General features: G+C 59.0%; 18 protein-coding genes. 8 read left to right on the top strand and 10 right to left on the bottom strand.

The features are described from left to right. Positions 1–16: 16 nt before the first annotated feature. Both JAO29_RS18820 and JAO29_RS18815 read right to left on the bottom strand, forming a co-directional pair. Positions 17–1,606: a UbiD family decarboxylase gene (locus JAO29_RS18820; protein ID WP_334269810.1), complete on the bottom strand. Its 1,590-nt coding sequence runs from the start codon at positions 1,604–1,606 to the stop codon at positions 17–19. 90 nt (positions 1,607–1,696) lie between these two features. Beyond that, the gene (locus tag JAO29_RS18815) at positions 1,697–2,950 is read right to left on the bottom strand and encodes an acyltransferase family protein (RefSeq protein ID WP_334269809.1); all 1,254 of its coding nucleotides are present in this window, start codon (positions 2,948–2,950) and stop codon (positions 1,697–1,699) included. Between the two features lie 141 nt (positions 2,951–3,091). Here JAO29_RS18815 and JAO29_RS18810 point away from each other — a divergent pair, with 141 nt between their 5' ends. Continuing rightward, complete coding sequence (locus JAO29_RS18810) at positions 3,092–3,805, top strand: energy transducer TonB (protein ID WP_334269808.1); 714 nt, start codon at positions 3,092–3,094, stop codon at positions 3,803–3,805. A 6-nt stretch (positions 3,806–3,811) separates the two neighbouring features. Here the strand turns inward: JAO29_RS18810 and JAO29_RS18805 are convergent, their stop codons facing one another. From JAO29_RS18805 to JAO29_RS18790, 4 genes are all read right to left on the bottom strand, one after another. Beyond that, positions 3,812–4,840, bottom strand: coding sequence for a VTT domain-containing protein (locus JAO29_RS18805; RefSeq protein WP_334269807.1), 1,029 nt, complete (start codon positions 4,838–4,840; stop codon positions 3,812–3,814). Positions 4,841–4,959: 119 nt separating this feature from the next. Next, positions 4,960–5,556: a Dps family protein gene (locus tag JAO29_RS18800; RefSeq protein WP_334269806.1), complete on the bottom strand. Its 597-nt coding sequence runs from the start codon at positions 5,554–5,556 to the stop codon at positions 4,960–4,962. Positions 5,557–5,635: 79 nt separating this feature from the next. Then, positions 5,636–6,883 carry an HlyD family secretion protein gene (locus JAO29_RS18795; protein ID WP_334269805.1) on the bottom strand — a complete coding sequence of 416 codons (1,248 nt, stop codon included), beginning with the start codon at positions 6,881–6,883 and terminating at the stop codon, positions 5,636–5,638. Positions 6,884–6,885: 2 nt separating this feature from the next. Beyond that, the gene (locus JAO29_RS18790; protein WP_334269804.1) at positions 6,886–8,451 is read right to left on the bottom strand and encodes a TolC family protein; all 1,566 of its coding nucleotides are present in this window, start codon (positions 8,449–8,451) and stop codon (positions 6,886–6,888) included. Between the two features lie 230 nt (positions 8,452–8,681). Here JAO29_RS18790 and JAO29_RS18785 point away from each other — a divergent pair, with 230 nt between their 5' ends. After that, positions 8,682–9,755 carry a Gfo/Idh/MocA family oxidoreductase gene (locus JAO29_RS18785; protein ID WP_334269803.1) on the top strand — a complete coding sequence of 358 codons (1,074 nt, stop codon included), beginning with the start codon at positions 8,682–8,684 and terminating at the stop codon, positions 9,753–9,755. Between the two features lie 319 nt (positions 9,756–10,074). Continuing rightward, positions 10,075–11,307 carry a bifunctional glutamate N-acetyltransferase/amino-acid acetyltransferase ArgJ gene (gene argJ, locus JAO29_RS18780; RefSeq protein ID WP_334269802.1) on the top strand — a complete coding sequence of 411 codons (1,233 nt, stop codon included), beginning with the start codon at positions 10,075–10,077 and terminating at the stop codon, positions 11,305–11,307. A 73-nt stretch (positions 11,308–11,380) separates the two neighbouring features. Here argJ and JAO29_RS18775 read toward each other — a convergent pair whose 3' ends face one another. Beyond that, positions 11,381–12,955 (bottom strand): putative bifunctional diguanylate cyclase/phosphodiesterase, encoded by a 1,575-nt coding sequence (locus JAO29_RS18775; RefSeq protein ID WP_334269801.1) that lies wholly within the window; start codon positions 12,953–12,955, stop codon positions 11,381–11,383. A gap of 254 nt (positions 12,956–13,209) precedes the next feature. Beyond that, positions 13,210–14,727 carry a GGDEF domain-containing protein gene (locus JAO29_RS18770; protein WP_334269800.1) on the bottom strand — a complete coding sequence of 506 codons (1,518 nt, stop codon included), beginning with the start codon at positions 14,725–14,727 and terminating at the stop codon, positions 13,210–13,212. A 320-nt stretch (positions 14,728–15,047) separates the two neighbouring features. Here JAO29_RS18770 and aceE point away from each other — a divergent pair, with 320 nt between their 5' ends. From aceE to JAO29_RS18755, 3 genes are all read left to right on the top strand, one after another. Then, a complete protein-coding gene (gene aceE / locus JAO29_RS18765; protein WP_334269799.1) occupies positions 15,048–17,726 on the top strand; it encodes a pyruvate dehydrogenase (acetyl-transferring), homodimeric type in 2,679 nt (892 codons plus the stop codon). An 80-nt stretch (positions 17,727–17,806) separates the two neighbouring features. After that, complete coding sequence (locus tag JAO29_RS18760; protein WP_334269798.1) at positions 17,807–18,685, top strand: thiamine pyrophosphate-dependent enzyme; 879 nt, start codon at positions 17,807–17,809, stop codon at positions 18,683–18,685. Positions 18,686–18,759: 74 nt separating this feature from the next. Then, on the top strand, positions 18,760–20,673 hold the full coding sequence (locus JAO29_RS18755) for a capsule assembly Wzi family protein (RefSeq protein ID WP_334269797.1): 1,914 nt from the start codon (positions 18,760–18,762) through the stop codon (positions 20,671–20,673). Positions 20,674–20,685: 12 nt separating this feature from the next. Here JAO29_RS18755 and JAO29_RS18750 read toward each other — a convergent pair whose 3' ends face one another. Beyond that, positions 20,686–21,630, bottom strand: coding sequence for a UDP-glucuronic acid decarboxylase family protein (locus JAO29_RS18750; RefSeq protein ID WP_334269796.1), 945 nt, complete (start codon positions 21,628–21,630; stop codon positions 20,686–20,688). Between the two features lie 107 nt (positions 21,631–21,737). Next, positions 21,738–23,153: a UDP-glucose dehydrogenase family protein gene (locus JAO29_RS18745; protein WP_334269795.1), complete on the bottom strand. Its 1,416-nt coding sequence runs from the start codon at positions 23,151–23,153 to the stop codon at positions 21,738–21,740. A gap of 127 nt (positions 23,154–23,280) precedes the next feature. On the opposite strand from JAO29_RS18745, the gene JAO29_RS18740 reads away from it, so the two are divergent. Continuing rightward, positions 23,281–25,530: a GumC family protein gene (locus JAO29_RS18740; RefSeq protein WP_334269794.1), complete on the top strand. Its 2,250-nt coding sequence runs from the start codon at positions 23,281–23,283 to the stop codon at positions 25,528–25,530. After that, a partial coding sequence (locus tag JAO29_RS18735; protein ID WP_334269793.1) for a polysaccharide biosynthesis/export family protein occupies positions 25,527–25,902 on the top strand: 376 nt, incomplete at its 3' end. The genes JAO29_RS18740 and JAO29_RS18735, both read left to right, overlap by 4 nt.

The following is a 25,902-nucleotide window of genomic DNA, read 5'->3' as shown; positions in this document are numbered from 1 at the left end:
CCCGGCCCAGCACCAATTATTCGATCCCCAGCTCTTTCCAGATAGCGTCGACTCTGGATTTCACCGCCGTATCCATCGTCAGCATCTGCGGCCATGGACGATCGAAACCCTCTGCCTTCCACTTCCGCGTCGCATCGATGCCCATCTTGCTTCCATAGTTCGGAAGACGGCTGGCATGGTCCAGCGAATCGACCGGTCCCAGAGTGAATTGAATGTCTCGCTCCGGATCGATGTTGTTGGTCGTCCGCAACACGACCTCGCCGAGATCCTGGACGTCACAGTCCTCATCGACCACGATGATGCACTTTGTGAACATCGCCTGGCCCATCGACCATATGCCATTCATCACTTTTCGCGCCTGTCCGGCGTAGGACTTCCGGATCGACACGATCATCAGGTTATGGAACACGCCCTCAGCGGGCAGGTTTACATCCCGGATCTCAGGCATTATCAGCTGCATCAGTGGCAGAAAGATGCGCTCCACTGCCTTACCCATCCAGGCGTCTTCCATAGGCGGCTTACCGACGATGGTTGCCGCATAGACAGGATCGCGGCGGTGAGTAATACAGGTGATATGGAAGACCGGATAGTCGTCCTGCATCGTGTAAAAACCGGTGTGGTCGCCAAAGGGGCCCTCGGTCCTCAACTCGCCCAGCTCGACATATCCCTCAAGTACATACTCCGCATTCGCTGGAACATCCAGATCAACGGTCTCGGCCTTCACCAGCTCTACAGGCTTCTGGCGAAGAAATCCGGCAATCACGTACTCTTCCACGTCAGGAGGAACAGGCACAATCGCACTGAAAGTCGTCGCCGGATCGGTCCCAATCGCAACAGCGACATCCATGCGCTCATTGCGGATCTTACCCAGAGTCACGTGAGGAATGGTCTCCAGCGACTCTGCCGTCGTCGTTCCTCCGGCAGTCAGCGCCATAAGATCTACGGCGGACGATGCATCCGCCGATGTGCCGCGCAGACGCTCACGCATATGCTCCGCAGCTACCTTCTGCCGTTGCCAGTGCATGCCGGTCGTGCGACTGTCGAAGACCTGCATGCGGTACATCCCGACATTGCGTTTGCCCGTCTTCGGGTCGCGTGTAATCACGCAGGGCAACGTGATGAACTTGCCGCCGTCATGGGGCCACGTTTTAAGCACAGGAATTCGGCTAAGATCTACTTCCTCTCCGCGCAGAATCACCTGTTTGCATGGCGCGTCTTTCGGGCTCACCTGTTTTGGGAAGAAGGCGCCCACCTCAGCCAGCTTGGGAAGCATCTTTAACTTATCCATCAGGCTGATGGGAGTCTCCGGCTTCAGCAGAACCCGGATCCTGTCCGCGATGGCATCCAGAGATTCGGCCTCGAGAGCGAGCTTCATGCGACGCTCGCTGCCGAACTGATTCATCAGCACCCGGGCTCCGGGATGCCCCTTCACGTTTTCAAACAGCAGCGCCGGCCCACCAGCCTGCGGCGTGCCCTTTCCCATCTTGGCCGCACGATCCGCAATCTCAGCCATCTCCAGAACCGGATCGACAGAGACTGTAATGCGCTTCAATTCCCCTGCTTGGTGAAGCGCGTTAATCCAGGCGCGCAGATCTGTATAAGCCAATTTCTTCTCCTGCCGCATCGCAATGCGGTCCGTTACCTATGGTAAACGGCGGCATCTACCTCGCGGCGAGGACATTCCGCAGCCTGCTCGCTACAGCTTGACGAAGATCTTCTTCTGCCACAGAATCCAGTTCGGGATAAAGCAGACCAGCACAAAGGCGATGGCGAACGCCACCGAGGTATTGTCGGTCGAGCCATGACTCGCGAAGATATGCCAGTACACCCAGCCCCCTCCCGTAAGTGGCTTCCCTTGCGGGGTCGTGCCCGCCAGATGAATCAGAGAGAGCGTCTTCTCAACGATCGCAGCCATGACATAGGCCACAATGGCATTTGAGCCAAACACCAGCCAGGGCCAGGTGAGCCACTTGCCTGCCTTTGTCTCCTGGAATTTGTGAATATCGATCAGCCAGTAGCAGGCCGCGAGCCCCACGAGAGCGCAACCGGCGGCAAACAGCACATAGGAGCTCGTCCACAGCTTCTTGTTGATCGGAAACCAGAGGTTCCACAGCAGCCCCGACGAGATCCCAACCAACCCCGCAACGAACAATCCAGCCGCGCACTGGTTCTGCGTGATCGACGGAGATTTTCCTCCCGAGCGCCTCAGCCAGATAGCAGCCACAGCTCCCAGCAGGGTCGTTCCGATTGCGGGAATGGTGCTCAGCAATCCTTCAGGATCACGTGTCACCTCGTACAGCCTTCCGGTGTGCAGCGTGCTCTGGAAGAAGCCCATGATCCCGCGGTCCAGCCACGCGGCCAGGTTACGGTCGGGATCAAGCAGAGGAATGTCATGGGTCGGAACTCCGAAGCCCGGGACAGGGACAAAGCGCATGATGAGCCAGTAGCTGACCAGCAGAACAGCCGTAATGCTGAGGAGGTTCCGCGCCTTCTGGGTCTTCAAACAGATGAGACCTGCAATCAGATAACAGAGCGCAATGCGCGGCAGGACTCCATAGATACGTAGATGCGAGAACCGGAAGAACGGGACGAGGTTGATCAGCATGGCGACCGCAAAGATCGTCACCGCTCGACGTACCGTATGCAACGCAAGTTCCCTGCGGTCCGCTCCGCGCTGCAGTCGTGAGTGGGTCGAAAGAATGATCGAGATACCGACGATAAACAGGAAGGTCGGGAATACCAGGTCTGTCAGGGTCCATCCATTCCAGGCCGCATGTTCCAGCTGCGTATACACATGTCTGCCATCTCCCGCATCGTTCACCAGGATCATGAAGGCGATGGTGATGCCGCGCAGCACATCGACGGAGAGCACACGCGTAGAAGGCGCCACGAAGGTGCGCGTGGAGGCGGCGGCGGTCGGATCAGCGAGAGTGGTGGAGTGTTCAGCCATGGTGATTCATCATCTCTCACATCACACACTCTTGTGCAGTGTTTTCTGCGGGAACAATCTTCCTGCGGTCGGGGTCTAAGCCAATACGGACGCATCCCTCGCAAATGCGCCCCTGAACCTACAAGGTTTATGGAGGTAGCTATGTTCGAGGAAGGTATGGTCGAATCCCTTCTTGCACCCGTCTCCACCACCCGGCGCTGGACCATGGCGGGCTCAATCGTCGTTCAGGCGCTGATTGCGCTTGCTCTCGCCGCCTTGCCGCTGCTCCATCCGGAGAAGCTTATCTTTCACGCCGCAACGCCGCTCGTCTTCACCCCTCCACCGCCCCGTCCTCCTGTCCAGCGCAACGCTCCTGTAGGACCTGCTCCGGTGACCTCGTATTCTGCTCCTGCGCCAATCCAGGTACTGATTCCAGGCAGCTGGCGAAGGTCCGGAGTGAGTGCTGACCTGGCTCCAGCCTTGATGCCCATGGGCACTGCGGTCGACGGCTCGCTCCCTGCGGCTATAACCAGTGGACCAGCTAGCAATCCCGCAGTCAGCATCGTTCGTTCCTCCGCGTCATCAAAGCCGGTCCGCATCTCCAGCGGGGTCTCCGCAGGAATGTTGCTCTCGCCGTTGCACCCTGTCTATCCGGCAATCGCCCGCGCGACCAGAACATCGGGGACGGTTGTCGTCGAGGCACTAATCTCAAAGTCCGGAACGGTCGAACGGCTGCATGTCGTAAGCGGGCCAGAACTGCTCAGAACAGCGGCCCTGGATGCCATTCGAACCGCCCGGTACAGACCGTTTCTCCTGAACGGCGACCCCACAGAGGTTCAGACCACCATAACGGTGAACTTCACCCTTGGCGGATAAGCTCGCTCAAGCCACTGAGAGAGGCTTCTTGGTGGAGGAGGCAGGCACAATCTCTGAGGTCAAAACACCGGTGGCCGGGGTATCCACGACGTAGTCAACCAGCGGATATCCCGCGGCCTTCCAACCGTCGAAGCCACCTCGCAGGGGGCGCACTCGATAGATCCCAAGCTTGTGAAGCTGTAACGCGAGCTTCGCACTCGTCTCCTCACTAGGGCAGGTGCAGTAGAGCACCACGTCCCGGTCACGAGGAATGATCTCGCTGTGCTGCCGAATCTCGTTAGGCCCAATACGGAGCGCACCGGGAAGAACTCTTGGATCCGGTAGATAATCCAGCGGGTGGCGTAGATCGACGATGAACGGAGGACTGTTTCCCTGCTGGGCCGCAAGATCGATCATCGCCTTCAACTCTTCCGGCTCCAGCCGCATCTCGCGAACCTGTTGCAGGAACTTCCTCTGCTTTAGGATGCGGTACGCCATCAGACCGATGACCATCAGAATGAAGATCGCGAAGGCGAAGTGGCCGAGCCAGTGGAAGAAAGGAGCGCTCTTCAGTGCGATGTCGCCGAAGAACCGTCCCGCGAGCAGGAAGGTCTCCGCCCAGAGAAGGGATCCCCCAAGATCCCAAAGCAGAAACTTTCCGTATGGCATTCCGATCTGACCCGCGATCGGAGGAGCCACGGTGCTCAACCCGGGGATGAACTTCGAAAGCAGAAGCGTTGAAGGTCCGCGACGCGAGAAGTATCCTTCCGTCTTACTGACGCAGGTGGTTGCCTCCAGCGAGAGACGGCAAAGCAACCGGAGCACGCTTCCGCCATACCTGCGCCCCAGCGAATACCACATTGAGTCGGAGATCAAACAAGCCGCCAGCACCGACAGCAGCGCATAGGAGTGATGGATCCGGTGCGTCGCGGTCAGGGTTCCGGCTGTCAGCAGGACAGGGACACTGGGCACAGGAACGCCGATCTGCTCCACGAGGACCCACAGGAACAGAATCAGATAGGCGTAATGTACGAAAAATGCGAGCGCGATCGGCATAACAGAAGATCCATCGAAACCTTGAACGTATGCGGATTGGATGATGGACTGTGTCTTAAAGATACACAGCCCGGCCACTCTGAGGGTGGACCGGGCTGAGATATTAGCTTGGTTCTGTTCTATTTTTCAAGGACCAGCGGCATCTCTACCAGATGTTCGGTCAGAAACCAGGACTGCAGTTCATTGGGCCGAAGTACATCGCTGACTACCAGGTCATTTGTTCCCTGATCCCCAGCCTTGTCGGCCGCCTCGGAGATGTCCAGGCAGCTCTGGATGATGTGCTTGTGCGCCTCGAGCAGTCGTGAAATCTGGACCGGAACGGCCTCTTTGCCACGCGGCGGACGGGCGATCTTTGTCATCTCCGCCGCATCTCCACCCATGGCGACTGTGACGCCGCCCAACAGCTGAACCCGCTCTGCGATCGTGTCCACGATCTCGACCTGCTCATTGAAGTGCTTATCAAACAACAGGTGCAGTTGGTAAAATGTAGGGCCCGACACCTGCCAGTGATGCTTCTTGTACATGTCACGGAGAGTGATCGAGTCGGCCAGAAGCTGATTCAGCTGAGCCACCATGTCGGCTCTGACATCGGCATCAAGGGCGTGAGGAAGATCCTCGACTACCGTGCCGAACTTCTGAATCTCGCGAGCTTGCGCATGCCAATGGGGAGTCGCCGCAGCACCAGCCGCCACACCCTTCTTAATTGCAACCGCCATTATCCACCTCTTTCAGATACATCTTTCTTGTATCAGATGCGGAGGTGGATATGGCGGTTTCTTACTTCGGCAGCTTTAGCTATTTGACTGAAACAATTGGGGTAACCGAGTAACCGGGTCGCAATTTGTGGTCGCTGTTTTCCTGATCCAGATTTGTAAAATCAATACGGACCGGAATACGCTGCACCACCTTGACATAGTTACCCGTCGCATTCTCGGGGGGGAACAGGGACAGCCTGGATCCGGTTGCGCCGCCGATCTGGCGAATCACTCCGTGGAACTTCTTCCCGCCCAGAGCATCCACCTTGAGCACAACCTTCTGCCCGTTGTGCATACGCTCAAGTTGGGTTTCCTTGAAGTTCGCCGTGACCCACAGATTATTGAGAGGGATGATCGTCAACAGATCCTGTCCGACGGAGAGGTTCGCTCCCACATTGACGTTCTTTTTGTTCACGATGCCCGTTACCGGAGCGAGGATCTTCGTGTAGCTCATGTTCAGCTTCGCCTGATCGACCTTGGCTTGCGCCTGTTTCACGTCTGCCGACGCAGCGTTTGCCTTCGCCTCCTGTGCCTTGATCTGGCTCGGACCGTTCTTCGTAGCTTCCATCGCTGTCGAACGAGCTTGCGCCAGCTTCTGCTGAGCCTGTCGTACGGCCTCCTGCTGTGCAATCAAGGTGGACTCTGCCTCGAGCACTCCGGCGCGATTGGCGGCAGCGGCGGCGACCGCAGCATCGTATTGCTGCTTCGAGATGACGTCTTTCTCTACTAGCGGCTTGTATCGCTCGACGTCAAGATCCGTCTTCGTCGAATTTGCCTTTGCCTGTTCGACGCGCGCGTTCGCGGCAGCAACCTGTTTGATCGCCTGGGCCACAGCGGCCTGCGCGCTCTGGACATCTGAGCTCGTGGTGCTGATGCTCGTGTTGGATGTGATGCTTGTAATCGGAACGTTTACGTTCGCCTGGATGGCGGCGGCCTCCGCGCTCGCCAGGTTAGCCTGCGCCTGTTCGAGCGCAACCTGGAAGTCCTTGGGATCGATCTCGGCCAGCAGATCGCCCGCCTTCACTTCCTGATTATCCTCGACGTAGACCTTCACCACCTGCCCTGCAATACGCGAGCTCACCTGGTAGAGATCGCCATCGACCTGGGCGTCGTCCGTATCCTCCGTAAACGTGGAGTGCCAGTAAAAGAGAGCGGCACCGATGACTAGAAGCGAAACCACAGCGATGATGATCAGCTTGCGGCGCGACTTCTTCTCTGGAGACTCATCTTCCAGCTCCGGCGCATTATCTTTATTCGCGTCGTACTTCTTCTCTGCTTGCTCTGGCAAGGTTACTTTCCTCCGAGATAATCTTTGTAATTTGTCTGCGCGGCACCCAATGCACGAGCCAGCGAAAGCTTGGCTATATTGTGCTGGTAGAGCGCGCTGATGTACTGATCGTTCGCCTGCTCCGTCTGGGACTGCGCCTGCGATACAGGTAAGTTGTCTGACACACCGGCCTTGAATCTCTGCTGCGCCTCATTGAGAGCTTCATTGGCCAGCTCGACGTTCGAGTGAGTCGCTTCGACCAGCTTCGCCGCGGCCTGAATATCCAGAATGGCATCGTGGACATCCTGGTTAACCTGCTGTGCCTGGTCGCCGAGCCGCGCTCGCGCCTGCTCATAATTCGCCGCAGCGACCTCATTCTGTCCACGCGTCTTGGCGATCTGCAGAATCGGAACCGTCAACTGCCCTGTAGCCGTGTAGCTGGAGTGGGAGTGTCCAGGCGTCTGTCCAAGGTCGCCAAAATCACCGACAAAACTCGCTACGGGGAGCTGGTAGTCCCAGGCAGATTTCTTCTGCGCTTCGGCTGCCTTGACCTGCTCACCAGAAGCAGCGAGGTCTTTGCGGGTCTTAAGAGCCTGTTCGACGGTCGCCTGCGGATCAACGTCATTGAAGGCTGCATACGGTACAAGGTCCGTCAGCCTGTATTCCTGATCAAGCGGAAGACCGATGACCCGGGCCAGCGCAAGCTTGTCTTTGGACAGCTCATTCTTGGCAGAGATCAATGTCTGCTGGCCGTTCTGGTAATCCACCTGCGCCCGCAGAACATCCAGCTTAGGGCTCGTTCCGGCCTCGTGCGCCGCTACCGCCTGATCGAGCGTCACTTTGGAGGTCGCCAGCTCTGCCGTTACCGCCTCGACGCGGGCAGCATCAGCTACACAGACCAGATATGCATTGCCAACCGTCAGCACGACCAGGTCGCGTGCATCCTGCGCGGTCAGCTTGGACGCAGCGAAGTTGTGCTTGGCCGCAAGGTAGTTCTGCAAAGCCGAGAGATTGAAGAGATTCTGCGTGAGATACGCACGGAAGTCGACGACCTGAAACGGTCCGACGATGGGATGCAGTCCAGGAAACTTGAGGCCGTAAGCAGCCAGATTGACCTGCTGAACGTTGATGCTCGCTGCGCCAGTGAGCGTGGGAAGAAGCGACTGAAGCTCTTCGAGACGCTGGCCGTTGGCGTTCTTCTGGGCGGCGCTCTGCAAGATGATTCCCAGATTGTTTCGCAGTCCCCGTTGGATGGCGTCATCCAGCGACAGGTCCATCAGGTTGCCGGTCGATGTGCCTTCGACGATGCTGCCTTTGAACGAGTCGGATGAGACCTGAGCGCCGTTCTGACCGGAGGCAGTGTAAAGCTGCTGCTGCGCTCCTGCCATGGCAGAGCTTTGGGGTCCGCTGCTGGGTCCCGTCTGCGTAGGTCGCGGCTGATTCCCCGATGGAGAAGCCTGCGTGTCCTGCGCTAACATCGGCTGCCCCAATAGGGTCAGACCCAGAACGACCACTGCTCCACGGAAAAGGCGAGCTACTTCTGTGTCGATCGCCCGGCCTGCGACGATCTTCCCGTTGCGTTGCACCATAGCTTCGATATTAACCGTATCCCCTGTTTTGTCAGCGGGTGTTCTCCTCTACAAGCGAAGGAGACCGAGCCCGCGGCTGGCATTCTTATACGAATTCTGATGCTTGCGTTTGTTTTCACGGCTCAAAAAGTTTCGCAGGGGGTTCAGTATCAAGAAGTTCGGTCCCAGGCCTTCCATGAAATAAACTTTTCCGGAGACAGATTTCATACTTGAGAACCAATGGAGGATCGATGGCAGAGATTGGAGTTGCAGTAATCGGTTTCGGGCTTGCCGGGCGTGTCTTTCACGCGCCGTTTGTCAGCGCAGTGCCTGGCCTGAGGCTCGAAGCCATTGTGCAGCGGCGTGGTGACGAGGCCGCGAAGGCCTATCCCGGGACGCGAATTCTGCGCTCGGTCGAAGAAGCCCTCTCAGACAGCGCCATCTCTCTCGTCGTGGTCGGCACTCCGAATGAGACGCACTACAGTCTCGCCCGGCAGGCGCTCCAGGCCGGAAAGCACGTTGTCATCGACAAGCCCTTCGCGGCCACAAGCGAGGAGGCAAGAGAGCTTATCGATCTTGCGGGCGAGAAGAAGCTGATCGTCGCACCGTTTCACAATCGGCGATGGGACGGCGACTTCCTGACCGTCCGCAAGATCCTGGATTCAGGCGAACTGGGGCGGATTGCGACCTTCGAATCTCATTTCGACCGCTTCCGTCCGCTTCCGCGAGAGGCGACGTGGAAGGAGGCCGCCAACGATGCCAACGGCATGCTCTTCGACCTGGGGCCGCACCTGGTGGACCAGGCTGTGGCGTTGTTCGGGCCGCCGGAGAGCATTACGGCCAGCGTGCGTCGCGACCGCGACACCACAGCCATCGAGGACGCCTTCGATATCACGCTCCACTATCCGAAGCTGCAGGCGATCTGCCGCGCCACCATGCTGGCCGCTGAGCCGGCTCCGCGCTTCCTGATCCACGGAACCCGGGGCAGCTTCCGCAAGTACGGGCTCGACCCGCAGGAGCCGGCGCTGGTCGGCGGAGCGAAGGTTCCGCCGGTGGGCGATTCCGTTGAGTGGCTGCGCGAGCCCGAGTCGGCCTGGGGAACGCTCGTCGTTGCGCCAGATCCGAACCAGCCGGGCGACCTGAACCGCACGACCGTCAGGACCGAGGCAGGTGACTATCGTGGCTACTACGCGAACGTTCGCGACGCGATCCTGGGGACGGGCACGCTGGCGGTTTCGTCAGAGGATGGGTATCGGGTGATCCGGCTGCTGGAGTTGGCACGTCAGAGCAGCGCGGAGGGGTGCACTCTCGAGGTGAGGTTCTGACCCACCCCCTCCCCCACCTAAATCGTGCAAAATCTTCCATCCATGTGACTTAGGTCCGGACCTCCGATGCGAGATGCGGATTGCGGCGATCCGCTCCGCATCCTTTCCCCTCGAGGGCTGGCGGACGGCTGGAAGCAGTCCGCCAGCCCGTCCGATTTGGTCTGTATTAAGGATAGCGGAGGGCAAGGAACTGAACGGCAGAGGCTATGTCTCTGAAAAGGAAGCAGCTTGTGCGTGAAGGGTGCTTGACAAGGTGCGGCTCCGCAGCCTGTAGCGGCACACCCCACAAGGGGTCAAAGTGCTTGATAGAGTAGAACCTATGAGGGTTGCGATGAAGGTGACGGAAGACCTGCCGGGAGGTTTCCTGTGGGGCTCGGCGAAGGCTGGTATCAAGGCGAGCGGAAATGCGGATCTGGCTGCCTGCCTGTGCGAGGGCCTGGCCCAAGGGGCGGCGATGTTTACCTCCAACCAGGTTGTAGCTGCGCCGGTAATCGTTGGCCGGCGTCACCTGATGGCGACCGGGGGACGTATCGGCATGGTGCTGGTGAATGCCGGCAATGCCAACTGCGCTACCGGACAGGCAGGTATCGAAGCCTGCGAGAAGACATGCATCGCGGCAGCGGAGAGCTTCGGCTGCATCTTCGACGAGATCTTTCCCTCTTCCACCGGCATCATCGGCGTCCCCTTCCCTGCGGATAAGGTGGTTGCGACGCTTCCGGAGTTGAAGGCATCGCTTGGCAACACGACCGGCCACGCGGAAGGCTTCGCCAGAGCGATCATGACCACCGACACACGGATGAAGGTCGCACAGGCGAGCTTCGCGGCAGGCGGAACAGAGGTCCGGATCTTCGGAGCGGCCAAGGGCGCGGGCATGATTCATCCTCGGTTGGGAGCTCCCGTGGCTCCGCATGCCACGATGCTGGTCTACCTGTTTACCGACATCGAGGCCGACAGCGCTCAGCTGCGGGAGCTGCTTCCGTCTGCGGTGGATAGGAGCTTCAACTCGATCTCGATCGATGGAGATACCTCGACCAACGACACCGTGCTTCTGCTCGCCAGCGGGGCCAGCGGTGTGCGGCTTGACGAACGCACGGAAGAGAATTTCGCCGCTGCCCTGGCTTCGGTGTGCAAGACGCTCGCTTACGGCATCGTGGATGACGGAGAGGGCGTTACGCATGTCGTTACCCTGCACATCACCGGCGCGCGGAGCGAGTACGAGGCGAGGCAGATTGCGAAGTCCATCGCTCACTCACCGCTTTGCAAGACAGCGTGGTCGAGCGCGGACCCGAACTGGGGACGGCTGATGGCGGCGGCTGGCTACTCCGGAGTGGAGTTCGATCCGGCCCAGGTCACGGTGAAGATCGGCGAGGAGCCGGTCTATGAAGGCGGGATGCGGTCTGCTGCCTTCGACGAGGCCCGCGCGCACGCGGTGATGCAGCGAAGGGACTACGTGATCTCAATCGATATGGGGCAGGGACAGGCGGAGTGCATGTTTGTAACCTGCGACCTGACCGAAGAGTACGTGCGAATCAACGCGGACTACTCGACGTAAGCACCTCCCCGGCTGATTACGATGTGGGACAGGCGAGGCACATCCTTACCCCGGCGATGGGACCGAATCGGATTCAGGTCAACGCAGGCAGAGCATCCTGCACCATCTCAAGCGTGTGTTCGGCGGAGACGAACTCGCTGAAGAGATAGCCCTGCCCCTGTTCACAACCGGTGCGGAGGAGAGATTCTTCCTGCTCTTCGTTTTGAATGCCCTCGGCGGCGATCTTGAGGCCAAGCCCCTGCGCCAGACCGACCAGCGCATGGACGATCTCGCTGCTTCCTTTTTCGACCATCATTTCGCGAATAAAGCTGCTGTCGATCTTGATCTTGTCCAGCTTGAAGTTTCGCAGGTGGTAGAGACTGGAATAGCCGGTGCCGAAGTTGTCGAGAGCTATCTGGACGCCAGCTTCTTTGAGGGCCCCCAGCGTTGCCTGCGCTGCCTCGATATCCCGAACCAGCGAGCTCTCCGTAATCTCAATCTCCAGCCGCTCGGGCCGCAGTCCGGTCTGCTCAAGGATGTTGAGGATGCGCTGCTTCAGATTCCGGTCCTTGATCTGGCTTGAGAGCACGTTGATGGAAAGCCCGACGTTGGAAGGCCAACGAGCAGCCGCGGTGCATGCCTGCAAGAGGATTTGGTCTGCCAGCTCGTGGATGAGACCGCTCTCCTCGGCGATAGGAAGGAAACGGTCGGGAGAGATTTCACCAAGAGACGGATGATGCCATACCGGCGAGGCCTCAAAACCGATGACTCTCCGGGTTTTGAGATCGACGGAGGGCCGGAAGTGCGCAAGGATGGTGTGGTTCCTCACTGCGGAACGAAGCTCCTGCTCGAGCCACTGACGCTCCTGAACGCGCTTATCCATCTCTTCTTCAAAGAAACGCACGGCGGAGCGGCGTTCTTCCTTGGCGCGATAGAGCGCGAGATCGGCCTTCCTGAGGAGCTGATCGGTGCCAACCGCATCATCGGGAAAGAGGGCGATTCCGATGCCAGATCCGACATGATGGACGGTCGGGCCCACCTGAATGGGAGGCGCAAGCGCCTCGATGACCCGCAGAGCGACACTGGTAGCAGCCTCGGCGCTGGTGAGGTGCTGGGCCAGGATGGCAAATTCGTCGCCGCCTATCCGAGCAACCAGGTCGCCATCCCTCATCGCGCTGAGCAGGCGCTGCGCCGTGATAACGAGCACTTCGTCACCCCGGCCATGACCGTGGGTGTCGTTGATCTGCTTGAATCCGTTGAGGTCGAGCAGGAAGACGGCGTGCACGGCACCTTCCCGCGGAGGAGAGGAGACCGCGGCTCGAAGAGCCTGGTCGAACTGACGCCGATTGGGAAGCCCGGTAAGGGCATCCTGAAATGCGAGCTCCCGGACGTGCTGCTCTGCAGCGACGCGCCGCTTCATCTCCTGCTTCTGCGCAAGGTAGTGCCTGATCGAAAAGACGAGCAGACCCAACGAGACGATCGCCCCCAGGAGAAGGGCTTCATCGAGCTCGATAGTTTTCTCATGCGGGGTTGCGTGACCCGCCATGGTGAAGAGGTCGTACTCGAAGGTCAGGTACAGTCCGACGACGATGATGAGAGCAACAATCGAAAGCTCTCCGAGGCTTTTACGGTGACGGATGATTAAGTTCCTCGCCTGCTTGAAATCCACGTTTGCTCTCCGGCGGTATCAGTCTCGCTGCCCTGTTTCCCTTCCCCATAGATATCTCCGGCGAAGGGACGTACACACGCGCGACTGGGCCGAGGCGGAATTTGCAAACAGTAGATAGCCTGCTTCCTATCTTCCGGTCCGACCCGGGCGACCGTCGATACAACTTTTGTGAACCGATGCGGCCCCGACTAAAGACAGAAAACACAGTTCTATCGCTATGAACCGGGCGCGGCCACATCAGGAATGTATTTGGATCAGGAGTGCAGGACGGGTGCCGGAACGTGAACGAAGAAGCATTCGACCCGATTGCGGCCGAGCCGTTTGGCCTGATAGAGAGCGGCATCGGCGGCCTCGACGAGCGCAGAGGATGTTCCTCCCGTGAAAGCCACATGGACGGCGATGCCGATGCTTACGGAGACGAAGAGCCCGATGGGGGTCTCGTTCCTGATCGCCAGCGAAAGAATCGCCTCACGCATCTTCTCGGCGACGAGTCGCGCGCCCTCTATCCCGGTAGCCGGCAGAATGACAGCGAACTCTTCTCCACCGTAGCGCGCGACGAGGTCGCCACTGCGGCCGAGGTTGCGACGCAGCGCATCGGCGATCTCCACCAGGCAGGAGTCGCCGTACTGGTGGCCATGGCTGTCGTTCATCATCTTGAAGTGATCGACATCGATCAGCAGAAGCGCGAGGGGCGCACGGGATCGGACGGCACGTTTCCATTCGGCATCAAGCGCCTGGTCGAAGCAGCGGCGATTGGGTATGTTCGTCAGACCGTCCAGAAGGGAGATCTCCTCCAGCCGGTCGCGCGCGATCTGGAGAGCCTGCTGGGATTGTAGGTAACGGTTCTGGAGCGTCGTCATCCGAATGCCGTAGACGACCAGGGCGACGAGGATCGCGGCGATTCCCATGCTGAAATGGGTAGGCACGATGACAGCGCCGAGGATGACCAGAGCGACGGTGTAGACGATGGAGCTGGCGTTTTCAAGAAAGAGCGTCAGAGGCCCCTTCTCTGCTGCCGAGCGGGCCTTTGTTCTTTGGACGGAGGGTGTTGTCACGGCCACGGCGAGAAACAGGAAAGGAAGAGAGGCGAGAACGTAGAAAGCAGCGGATGGAAGGTTCCCGCTGACGACGCTCTCGTGGTTGTAGAGACCCACGCAGACGGCATAGAGCCAAAGGAATGCACACAGGATTCTGAAGAAATCTCTTCCTTCTTCCCACCGGGGATTTGCCGCCACACGCAGCGTTGCGGCACACGCGAGAAGGACGTTCTCAACGTTGTAGGCGAGCGCCAGTCGCGATTCGGAGATGGGATGAATGTCCCGGGTGGCGAAGGGGACGACAGCGAAGAGGGTGATGTATGTCAGGTAGGCCGTGAGGAGCACCTGGATGCCATCGAGCAAGAAGAAGAGCGGAATCTTTTGCTGTTCCGTCGAGGAGCAGATGGACAGGAGGATGGGCACTCCATAGAGGAAGAAGACAAAATCAGAGTAAAAGGCAGCGTCGGCGGAGACGTTGACAATGAGGATCTCCCATATAGTCAGGAGCATTCCCAGGATCCACAGCGACAATCCTGTGATCAGCAGGATCCAGAGAAGTTTGCGGGGTGAGTCGGGGGATCGCGAGCGTTTGTAGGAACAGAGGAGCGCCACCGCGGGTGAAAGGGCCAGAAGCCAGTTACCTATGGCGACGGCATGCAGGGGGAGAGCCCACATGGAAAGCAGGTAGGCGGAGAGGATGATACAGGCGAACAGAAAGACTCGACGCGTCGTCAATATCCTTTCAAGCATCCCTAAAATCCCCATATCGCTTCCAGTTAGTCCAATAACGATCTCATAAAGTCGGGAGAATGCAATGACCGGCTTGTGGTAGTCAGGGTCGCTCCGCTGGTTACCCGTGAAATGAGATGCCCGCCGACGCTTCCCGGGACAGGCGGCGGGTCAGAAGAGAGCGGAGAAAACCCCGGAGATCCGGTTTTCGCACGGGAATTTGCCCCGTGGGTGACGGTTATAGGCTTTGGCGATTATCTTAGATACGGATTAGTTTTCCTGCGGGTTAGTATGACCGTGGAGAGATGGGGATATAAGGACCGCTTATGACGACAAAGCTTGAAACGCCCGCGCAGGTTGACTTTGCTGCCGAGGTCTCGGAGTGGATTGAAGCCTTCGACCAGGTGGTGGCGAATGACTGGGAACAGAGCGCCGAGTTGCTGCAGGCGCTGCGGACACGGGCTCGCGAAGCTGGACTTTCGGTCGCCAGCGACGTAACGACTCCCTATCTGAATACGATCCCTAAGTACGACGAGGTTCCCTACCCCGGGGACCGGAAGCTGGAGCGCAGGGTCGAGGCCCTGATTCGCTGGAACGCCATGGCGATGGTGCATGGCCAGAATAAGAAGGATGCGGGCATCGGCGGACACATCTCCACGTACTCCTCTCTGGCGACACTGCTGGAGGTGGGCTTCAATCACTTCTTCCGCGCGAAGTATGCGGGTACCTCAGGGGATCTACCGGGCGACTTCATCTACTTCCAGGGCCATGCTTCTCCCGGCGTGTATGCGCGGGCCTATGTAGAGGGGCGTTTCGATGAGAAGCGGCTGAAGCACTTCCGCCACGAGCTGCGCGGAGAGCCGGGGCTGTCGAGCTATCCCCACCCGTGGCTGATGCCGGACTTCTGGAAGTTCCCAACCGTCTCGATGGGTATCGGGCCTCTGAATGCGATCTACCAGGCGCGATTTATGCGCTATCTCGAAAACCGCGGACTGATTGAGAAGAGCGACCGCAAGGTCTGGGCGTTCGTAGGCGACGGCGAGACGGACGAGGTCGATACGCTGGGTGCAATCTCGCTGGGAGCGCGCGAGAAGCTGGACAACCTGATCTTCGTCATCAACTGCAATCTGCAGCGACTTGACGGCCCGGTGCGCGGCAACAAGCGCATCATCGATGAACTCGAGGGGATGTTCCGCGGAGCAGGATGGAATGTCATCAAGGTGGTTTGGGGATCGGACTGGGATGAGCTGTTCGAGCGCGACCACCAAGGGCTTCTGCTGAAGCGCATGGAAGAGTGCGTGGACGGCGACTACCAGGCCTTCAAGGCCAAAGGCGGAGCGTACCTGCGGCAGCACTTCTTCGGGAAGTACCCAGAGCTGCTGAAGCTGGTGGAAGACAAGACCGATGAAGATCTGGCTCGCCTGCACCGCGGCGGCCATGATCCGGTCAAGATCTATAACGCCTACAAACGCGCGCTCGAGCACAAGGGCGGACCGACGGTCATCCTGGCCAAGACGGTCAAGGGCTATGGCCTGGGCTCCACTGAGGCGCGCAACGCTTCGCACCAGGAGAAGAAGCTGACCGACGAATCGATGAAGTACTTCATCGAGCGGTTCGAGATTCCGGTCTCGGCTGAGGCGGCCAAGGAAGGTGCGTTCTTCCGTCCCGATGAATCGGCTCCGGAGATCAGGTATCTGCACCAGCGGCGCCAGGAGCTCGGCGGCTACCTGCCGAGTCGCGAGGTTCCGAAGATCGACTTCAAGACACCAGCGCTCGAGACCCTCAAAGAGTGGACGGGCGGGTCGAACAACCGTGCCGTTTCGACCACCATGGGCTTCGTGAGCCTGTTGCGGCATCTGCTGAAGGATCCCACGTTCGGCAAGCTGGTTGTGCCGATCGTTCCTGACGAAGGCCGAACCTTCGGTCTGGAGTCGGTGATTAAACAGGTGGGAATCTACGCTCCGGAAGGGCAGAAGTACATTCCTCATGATTCGGACATGCTGCTGAGCTACCGCGAGGAAAAGAACGGTCAGGTTCTCGAGGAGGGCATCACCGAGGCAGGCTCGATGGCCTCGTTCACGGCTGCGGGAACAGCGTATGTGAACTATAAGCTGCCCATGATTCCCTTCTACATGTACTACTCGATGTTCGGTTTCCAGCGCATCGGGGACATGGCGTGGGCGTTTGCGGATTCGCGCGGCAAGGGCTTCCTGATGGGTGGAACGGCGGGACGGACGACGATGCTTGGCGAAGGCCTGCAGCATCAGGACGGCCACAGTCACGTACTGTCCAGCACAGTGCCGACCTGCCTGAGCTACGACCCCGCCTATGTGTATGAGCTTGCAGCCATCGTGCAGGACGGATTGCGGCGCATGTACGAGAACGGCGAGGACGTCTTCTACTACATCACCATGTACAACGAAGACTATGCCATGCCAGCCATGCCTGAGGGCGTGACGGAGGGTATCCTGCGCGGACTGTATAAGCTGAAGCCCGCGTCGAAGGGCGAGGCGACGGCGCACCTGTTCGGCTCCGGTCCCATCCTGAACGAAGTCGTGCGTGCCCAGGAGATTCTCTCTTCCAAGTACAAGGTGGAAGTCGATGTGTGGAGTGTTACCAGCTATACCGAGCTGCGGCGTGATGCTCTTGCGGTAGAGCGATGGAACCGTCTGCACCCGGCCGAACCGGTGAAGAAGAGCTATCTCGAGACAACGCTTGAAGGCGCCAAAGGTCCCATCATCGCAGCCAGCGACTACATGAAGGTGCTCCCCGACGCTCTCTCACCGTGGCTGCCGAACCGCCTGGTGACGCTCGGAACGGACGGCTTTGGCCGGAGCGATAACCGCGAGCACCTCCGCAGGCACTTCGAGGTGGATGCCGAGGCGATCGTCGGAGCCACTCTTTCGAAGCTTGCACGCGAGGGCAAGATCAAGCCGAAGGTGGCGCAGAAGGCCCTCGTGGATCTTGGACTCGATACCGAAGCGATGGATCCGGCTAAGGCATAATCAAACAAGCAGGATGGCTGTAGCCAAGAGGGTTCCGTGCGGGACCCTCTTGGTGTCTAGCGATCAGGAACGGGAGAACCATGACAGCAAAGAGTGCGGGCGAAGCTGGCGAGAATCCGCTGGTACCCAACGCAAAGCTGAGGCACATGTACGCGAAGATGCTGGAGGTCCGGGCGCTGGATGAAGCCGTCGCCAAGCGATTGGCTGCGCGAGGAAGGAAGCGTGTTGCTACTACGCGTGGCGAGGAGGCTGTGCGGGTGAGCACAGTCGCCCAGCTAGGCGAGCAGGACCTGATAAGCGATCCCCAAGCGACTGCCGGTATGGGTCTGCTGCTGGGCGGCGACCGGTCTTCCCTGCTCCGCGGCTTTACCAATCCAAAAGCCGGACGCGAAGACCTGATGGCAGATGCCGGTGCAAGCCGCATGTTGAAATGGATTGCCGATGAAGAGCAGCGGCTGCACCTGGCTGTGGGTGCGGCCCTCGCCCTGAAGGCGCAGGGCAAGCAAGGCGTTGTCGTCGCCTATGCCCGCAAGGGAGATCTCGCCACCGCGGCCTGGCGCAGGATTCTCGAGCCGGCAGCGAAGCTGGACGCTCCGATTATCTTCGTCGTTCTCCAGAGGCCCGGTGCGGTGAAAAAGGGAGCGGAGCTCAATGAGATCTGCAAGATCGCACGCGCGGCCAAGGTACCGGGCATTCCGGTGGACAGCTGCGATGCCGTCGCCCTCTACCGCGTCATCCAGGAGTCTCTGGGCCGCACGCGCGGCGGCGATGGCCCGGTCCTGATCGAGTCAGTTAGCTGGCGCCTGGAGAAGAGCAGCCGAAGAATTGACGATCCGCTGGAGCATTTGAAGGATTTTCTGCTGGACCGCAAGATCTGCGATCCCGCGTGGTTCCGTCATGCGGGTAAGAGCGGCGGCAGGTCGCCGGTCAGGCAACGTTCGGCATCCAAGAAAAGATAAACTTAGGAACACGTACTGTTTTCCGCCTTGGAACTACACCGGCCAGACGTGTCTCCGGGCCACTTGAGGTGCAATTGCAGATTCGAAACGTTCTTCTCGCATCCAGCCTGCTGTTTGCGGGGACATTCTCCCCAGGATTCGCTCAAAGTTCTCCTACTGTAGCAGCACCGTCTCCGAATACCGGGCAGGTGCCGGCACTTCCGCCTTACGATCCCGACCAGAAGCACCACAAGCAGTCTGAAACGAAGCCCGGGGCCAGCAATACGCCTTCGGAGGGTACGCCAAAGCCGGCGGCAGCTCCGACCCCTCCGCCGGACGGGCCAGGCAAGGCGTATGAAGGCTACATGCCGGATAGTCCTCCGAAAAAGAAGACAGATGCTCTCGGGTCTGCGTATATCCCGCTAGACAGCTGGATCTATCCGAACACGATGCGCCTGTACTCCATGGGGTTTCTGGATGACACCTTTCTCGGGATGAGGCCATGGACGCGACGCAGCGTCGTTCACATGCTGCAGCGCGCCCGGCCGGACATCATGGCCAGCAATAACGAAGAAGCCCAGGAGATCTTCGCCAGCCTGCTGGATGAGTTTGAGGATGAGGTTCCCTCCGGCAATGTCGATCGCGGCGTTCTATACGGCATTCACTCGACCTATACCCGGTTCACGGGGATCGGAGGCCCGGTGCTGCGCGACAGTTACCATCTGGGACAGACCATCGCGAACGACTACGGGCGACCTTATGAGAGTGGCTTCAACAACATCACGGGTTTCTCGACCCTGAACGAGGCGGGCCGATTCTCTCTCTATCTTCGCGGTGAGTACCAGCATTCGGCGGCGGGAACGGGCTACTCGTACGATGTGGCATCACAGCTTGCTACCCTGGACCGAACCGTCCCTTACGCTCCTCCCCAGCGTCCCCAGGACACCATCCCGGAGGGCCCGGTAAGGAATCAGAACCAGTTCCGGCTGGTAGAGGCTTCTGTCTCCTTTCATCTGCTCGGACATGAGATCTCTGGCGGAAAGAATGACGCATGGCTCGGACCCGGTATGGGCGGCGCGATGGCGTGGACGAACAATGCTGAGAATATCTACTCGTTCCGCATCAACCGCGTAGAGCCGATGTACATCCCCTACGTCTCGAAGGTAATGGGCCCTGTCCGTTATGACTTCTTCTATGGCAGCCTGAAGGGCCACACCACGCCCAACAGCCCGTACACGCACTCCGAGATGTTCTCCTTCAAGCCCACCAAGAATTTTGAGTTCGGATTCCAGCGGACCATCATCTTCGGTGGCAAAGGGCATGCGCCGGTTACCCTGCATACCTTCCTCAAGGGATTCTTCGACATCAACGACACGACTGCGGCGGAGAAGTTCTCCCGAGAAGACCCGGGAGCACGATTCAGCGATTTCAACTTCTCGTACCGACTTCCTTTTGTTCGTAACTATGCCACGCTCTATGCCGATGCCATCTCTCACGATGACGTCACGCCGATCAGCGCCCCCAGGCGGGCGTCCTACCGGACGGGCATTTACATCTCGCAGTTTCCGGGCAGGCTCAAGAAGCTGGACCTCAGGGTCGAAGCCGTTAACACGGATCCGAACGTCTCTCCGGCTCACGCTGGGCAATTTATGTACTGGGAGGTCGTCCAGCTTCAGGGTTACACGAACAAGGGCATCATTATGGGCGACTGGATCGGACGGGAGGCCACGGGCGGACAGGCGTGGCTGACCTACCATCTGTCAGGAAACGAGTGGGTTCAGCTGGAGTACCTCCGAAAAAAGACGCCCGGCGACTTCGTCCCTCATGGGACGACGCAGAATCAGTTCAAGGTTGAACTGGTCAAGCGGTTCGGTCCGCAGCTCGAGCTGAAGTCGTGGCTGCAGTATGAGGGCTGGAAGGCTCCGCTGTACAAGAGCGGCTATCAGCAAAATACCGCGGCATCCGTACAGTTGACCTGGTATCCGAGGCTACAGCATCTGCCGCGCTAGGCAGCTGGTGGCCTACTGAGAGGCTACGCTGGAGCGAAAGTACTCCAGCGATCTCTCCAGACCCTCGCGCAGAGAGATCTTAGGTTCCCAGCCGAGCAGGGTCCGAGCCTTGGTGATGTCGGGACGGCGTCGTGCAGGATCGTCCGGAGGCAGCGGCATACGAACGATCTCCGAGCGCGAGCCGGTGACCTCAAGGATCTCCTTTGCGCATTCAAGAATCGTCCATTCGGTGGGATTTCCGACGTTCACCGGAAGATGCTCTTCGGAGCGCGAGAGCCGGACGATACCGTCGATCAGGTCGGAGACATAGCAGAAGCTCCGCGTCTGTGACCCATCTCCGTAGATGGTGAGCGACTCTCCACGGAGCGCCTGGATCATGAAGTTCGAGATGACACGGCCGTCGCTGGCCTGCAGCCGCGGACCATAGGTATTGAAGATCCGCACCAGGTGGGTGTTGAGGCCGTGGTAGCGGTGGTAGGCCATGACCGCAGCCTCGCTGAAACGCTTGGCTTCGTCGTAGACCGAGCGGGGACCGATGGGGTTGACGTTACCCCAGTAGGTCTCAACCTGGGGGTGAACCTCCGGGTCGCCGTAGCACTCCGAGGTGGATGCATGGAGATACCCTGCACCGTATCGGCGTGCGATCTCCAGCGTATTGAGAGTTCCGGCTGAGCCGACCTGAAGTGTCTCGATACCAAGCCGCGCATAGTCGACCGGACTGGCAGGGGAGGCCAAGTTGAAGACGTAGTCGACCCTACCCGCATCGAAGGGCAGCGTGATGTCCTGTTCCAGAAAACGAAACCGCGACTCAGAAGAAAGGTGTTGCAGGTTGGCCGTGTTACCGGTGGACAGATTGTCTACACCAACTACGGTATGTCCTTCGGCCAGGAGCGTGTCACATAGGTGCGAACCGAGAAATCCAGCAGCACCCGTGACAAGAATCGTCTGAGACGCCATAACTTACCTTCCATCTATTTTTCGCAGTGAATCTCGCCCGCAATAATAGGCCTGATGGGGTGCCTGCATCGAGGACATCCCATCCGGATGGCGGGCGGATCCGCCGTCTAGGCTTTCGTTGAAGCAGCTGCCAAATCGCGAACGGGGTGCGTCGCCGGCCGCCCTACGCTCAGGTAGGTGAAGCCATGATCGCTCATGACAGCGGGGTCATAGAGATTGCGGCCATCGATAATGATGGAATAGCGCAGCAGCTGATTCATTCGGCGAAGGTCGAGCTCTGCGAACTCCGGCCAATCCGTAAGAATCAGCAGGGCGTCCGCGTCTCTGGCCGCCTCATAGGCATCCGCTGCATATTGCACGTTATTCCCTGCGGGGAGGACCTGCATGGTTCTCTCCATAGCGGCGGGATCGTAGGCAGTGATGCTGCAGCCCTCGTTCACCAGCATGCGGAGAATTTCAATGGCAGGCGATTCACGAATGTCATCCGTGTCTCCCTTGAAAGCCAGTCCCAGTGCTGCAAGCTTTTTCCCGCGCAGGTTCCACAGGGCCGAGCGAACCTTGCTGACGAAGCGCTTCTTCTGGCGGACGTTGATGTTCTCCACCTCGGTCAGCAGGCTGAAGTCGATGCCAAGCTGTTCGGCGACGGAGCGGAAGGCGGCAACGTCTTTCGGGAAGCAGGATCCACCGTAACCGATGCCAGGACGAAGAAACTTGGGACCGATGCGGGAGTCCAGCCCCATACCTCGCGCTACCTGTTCCACATTCGCATTGGTGGCTTCGCAGAGGTTCGATACCGCATTGATGAACGATATTTTAAGGGCGAGGAAGGCGTTGGACGCATGCTTGATGATCTCCGCACTCTTAGTGGAGGTGAAAAGCAGCGGAGGGGGTTCGGAGACAGAGCAACAGCCGGCGATACCGTCTTCCCTCTGGTAGTATTCGCCGCTCGTGAGAGGAGCGTAGATATCGCGCAGTATCGCGGCGGCACGCTCGCTGTCGGCACCCACGACGATGCGGTCCGGATGAAGGAAGTCGACCACGGCTGTGCCTTCCCGAAGGAACTCGGGATTGGAAACCACGTCAAACAGATGGCGTTCTACGCCATTACGCTCCAGCGCACGGCTGATCCACTCGTTGGTGTAGACCGGCACAGTGCTCTTTTCGACGATGACCTTATAGCTGGTGATCGAGCGGGCGATCTCGCACGCCACGGCCTCGACATAGGACAGGTCCGCATCCCCGGTTTCGCTCTGGGGAGTTCCGACTGCGATAAAGATGGCATCGCACTCCCGCGTGGCTTCCGCAAGATCGGTCGTGAAGCGGACCCGGTCGTTCCCGTATCGGCTCAGAAGATCGGGGAGGTGGTGCTCGTGGATGAGGGTATCTCCCCCACGAAGGGCTTTGACCTTGCGCTCGTCGTTGTCGACACAGATGACCGGGTGGCCCATCTCTGCGAAACAGACAGCAGCTACCAGGCCCACGTATCCTGAACCTACCACAGCGATTGGTATGGGTTTGCTCATAGTTAGTTGTGGAGTACTTCCTCCGAAGGTCTAAATTAAGGATATCCGAATTGGAGTCTTTCGCGAACAGCGAATGCCGCCGATCAATTTATCTATATGATGCAACGTTTCTTGTAGACTAAACGGAATGGGTCCCCAAAGCGCGCAGACGCCGCCTACCGTGAGCGGCGTATCTGATTTCAATCCCCCCGCATTTGGCACAGCGGCGACCGACACGACTCTGTCCGAAACGCTCATCACATTGCGTAAACGGAAGAGAGTCTTGGCGCTCTTCGTTGTGCTGGGATTGATATACGGCATCTATTCTGCCGAAACGCAGCCTCGCATCTATGAGGCATTTGGCCGCATCCAGGTTCGTTCTGGATCCTCGAACGAGTACAGAGTCAGCGCCATACCCGGGGGCACATCCGAGCCCGGCCAGCGCCTGTTGACCGAGGTCGCCATCCTTCAGAGCGATTCGCTGATGCTGACCGTTGCGCGCGAGATGGACCTGGCCAATAACCCGGACTTCCTCGAGGGCGTTGCACCCAAGCCACGGGCTTCGATCGACGATCCAGCCGTGCGACAGGCGACGATCCATCAGCTTCTGTCGCATATGGGTATCTCTCAGGTTCCGAAGACTGAGATTATCCGCATTAGCTACCGTTCTCTCAGTCCGAAACTGGCTGCCGACATCGTCAACAAGGTCATATCTGCCTACATTCAGCGCAGCTATGAGACACGGTTTTCCTCCAGCCAGCGGGTCTCCAACTGGCTCTCCAGTCAGCTGGACGACTTGAAGCAGCAGGTCCAGTCCTCTCAGGAGCGAATGCTGGATGTCCAGAAGCGGCTCGGCATTCTGGGCTTCGACCCCAATCACAGTCAGATCACGGCGTCTCTGGACCAGCTCTCCACTGCATCGAATCAGGCGCGGATTGCGCGGATCATGGCGGAGTCTCAGTACCGGATGCTGAGCTCCATGGATCCGAACAAGATTGAGGGTTCGATCTCAACCGGTCCGGGCATCGCTCCCTCTCAGCTGAATACGCTGCGTGCTCAGATCGCAACGGCCCGTGCCGCCCTCGCCCAGATGGAATCGGACCTGGGACCAAACCATCCGACGGTCAAGGCAGAAGAGGCGCAGATCACCGAGCTTCAAGGTGAGATCAATGCTGAACAGCAGCGCTTGGTGCTGCAGGCGAAGCAGAACTATCTTGCGGCTCAAAAGGACGAGCAGGACACGACGGCAGCCCTCGAGACCGAGAAGAATAACGCTTACAAGCTTCGTGATGACCTGGTGGAGTACACCATCCGCCAGCGCGAGTTCGAATCGGATCGGAGTCTGTATGAAGGCCTGCTGCAGCGTCTGCGTACTGCGGGAGTAGAAGCTGGCCTCGAGTCGCTGGAGATTGACGTTGTCGATCCAGCGCTTCTACCCGCCAACCCGATTCTGAAGCGCAAGACAACTCTGGTTCTGACCTACTTCGTCATCGGCCTAGCCGTGGGAATTATGGTCTCCTTTCTGCTTGAGAGCCTCGATACGGGAATGCGGAACGTGGCTGAGGTCGAAGGAATCCTCGAGCTTCCCTCACTCGCTATCATCCCGCGGTTCCGACGCACTCCCGAGACGGGCGCTCTCAGCGTTGCGGTTCGCAACGTCATCTCTCTGTCACAACCAAAGTCGCAGTTCGCTGAGGCCTTCCGCTCTCTGCGAACCTCCCTCCTGCTGTCATCCGCAGGCCATCCGCCAAAATACATTCTGCTCACCAGCGCCACCCCGGCTGAAGGCAAGACTACTGCAGCCATCAACCTGGCGACCGTCCTGGCCCAGGGGAGTGCCCGAGTACTGTTGATCGATGCCGATCTTCGCAGGCCAACAGTACACGAGCGTTTCGGTCTCAGTGCGCGCGTCGGACTCTCAAGCGTGCTTACCGGATCAACTCCCTTTGAGAAGTCCCTGCAAACGATCAAGGAGGTTCCAAACCTCGACATTCTGGTCAGCGGGCCAATGCCTCCCTTTCCAACCGAACTTTTGAGCTCGGACGCGATGCGTCAGCTGCTCGAATCTGTAGGGGATACATATACCCATGTCGTCATCGATTCCCCACCCGTACTCTCAGTGACTGACGCCGTCCTTCTGGCCCGTCAGGCGGACGCTGTCGTCCTCGTCATCCGCCAGGGCAAGTCGAGCAAGCATATCGTTCGACGTGCCCGCGATCTCCTGCTGCGCTCCGGCGCTCCCGTCACTGGCATCCTGCTGAATGCAGTCGACGTGAGCTCGCCTGACTACTACGGCTATTACGGATACTCGGGCTACTCCAGCGCAGGCGCAGATGCTGACAGCTGGGAAGGCAAAACAGATACAAGGGGCCAAGGAAGTTCCGGGGAGGTGAAATGATGCGCCATCAGCCAATATGGAAAGCCCTCCGGTCGATTGCCGCCCTCCTGGTTCTGCTCGGAGGATTGAGTTCGGCAGTCTACGCACAGTTCAATGGCCCGGCACTTACGAGCGCAGGCGCGCTCAATGAACCGGTCACGCTGACGACCGACCCCACAATCCTGTATCCGCCAAAGCACGATCTGCGGCTCTTCCCGGGTGACCTGATTGTTGTTCATCTCTATCCGGCCAGCGATTATGGGCCGATGGTGAGAGTGAGCCTTGATGGCTCCATCCAGCTTCCGCTTATTGGAACCCTGCACGTACAGGGATTGACCATCGCGGAGGCCCAAAAGCTGATTGCAGATACCCTGATCGCGGCAGGCATGTACC

The sequence above is a fragment of the Edaphobacter sp. HDX4 genome, assembly GCF_036877565.1.
Classification (GTDB): Bacteria; Acidobacteriota; Terriglobia; order Terriglobales; family Acidobacteriaceae; genus Edaphobacter.
The sequence above is the reverse complement of the archived record's forward strand: the minus strand, read 5'-3'. Positions and strand labels throughout refer to the sequence as shown.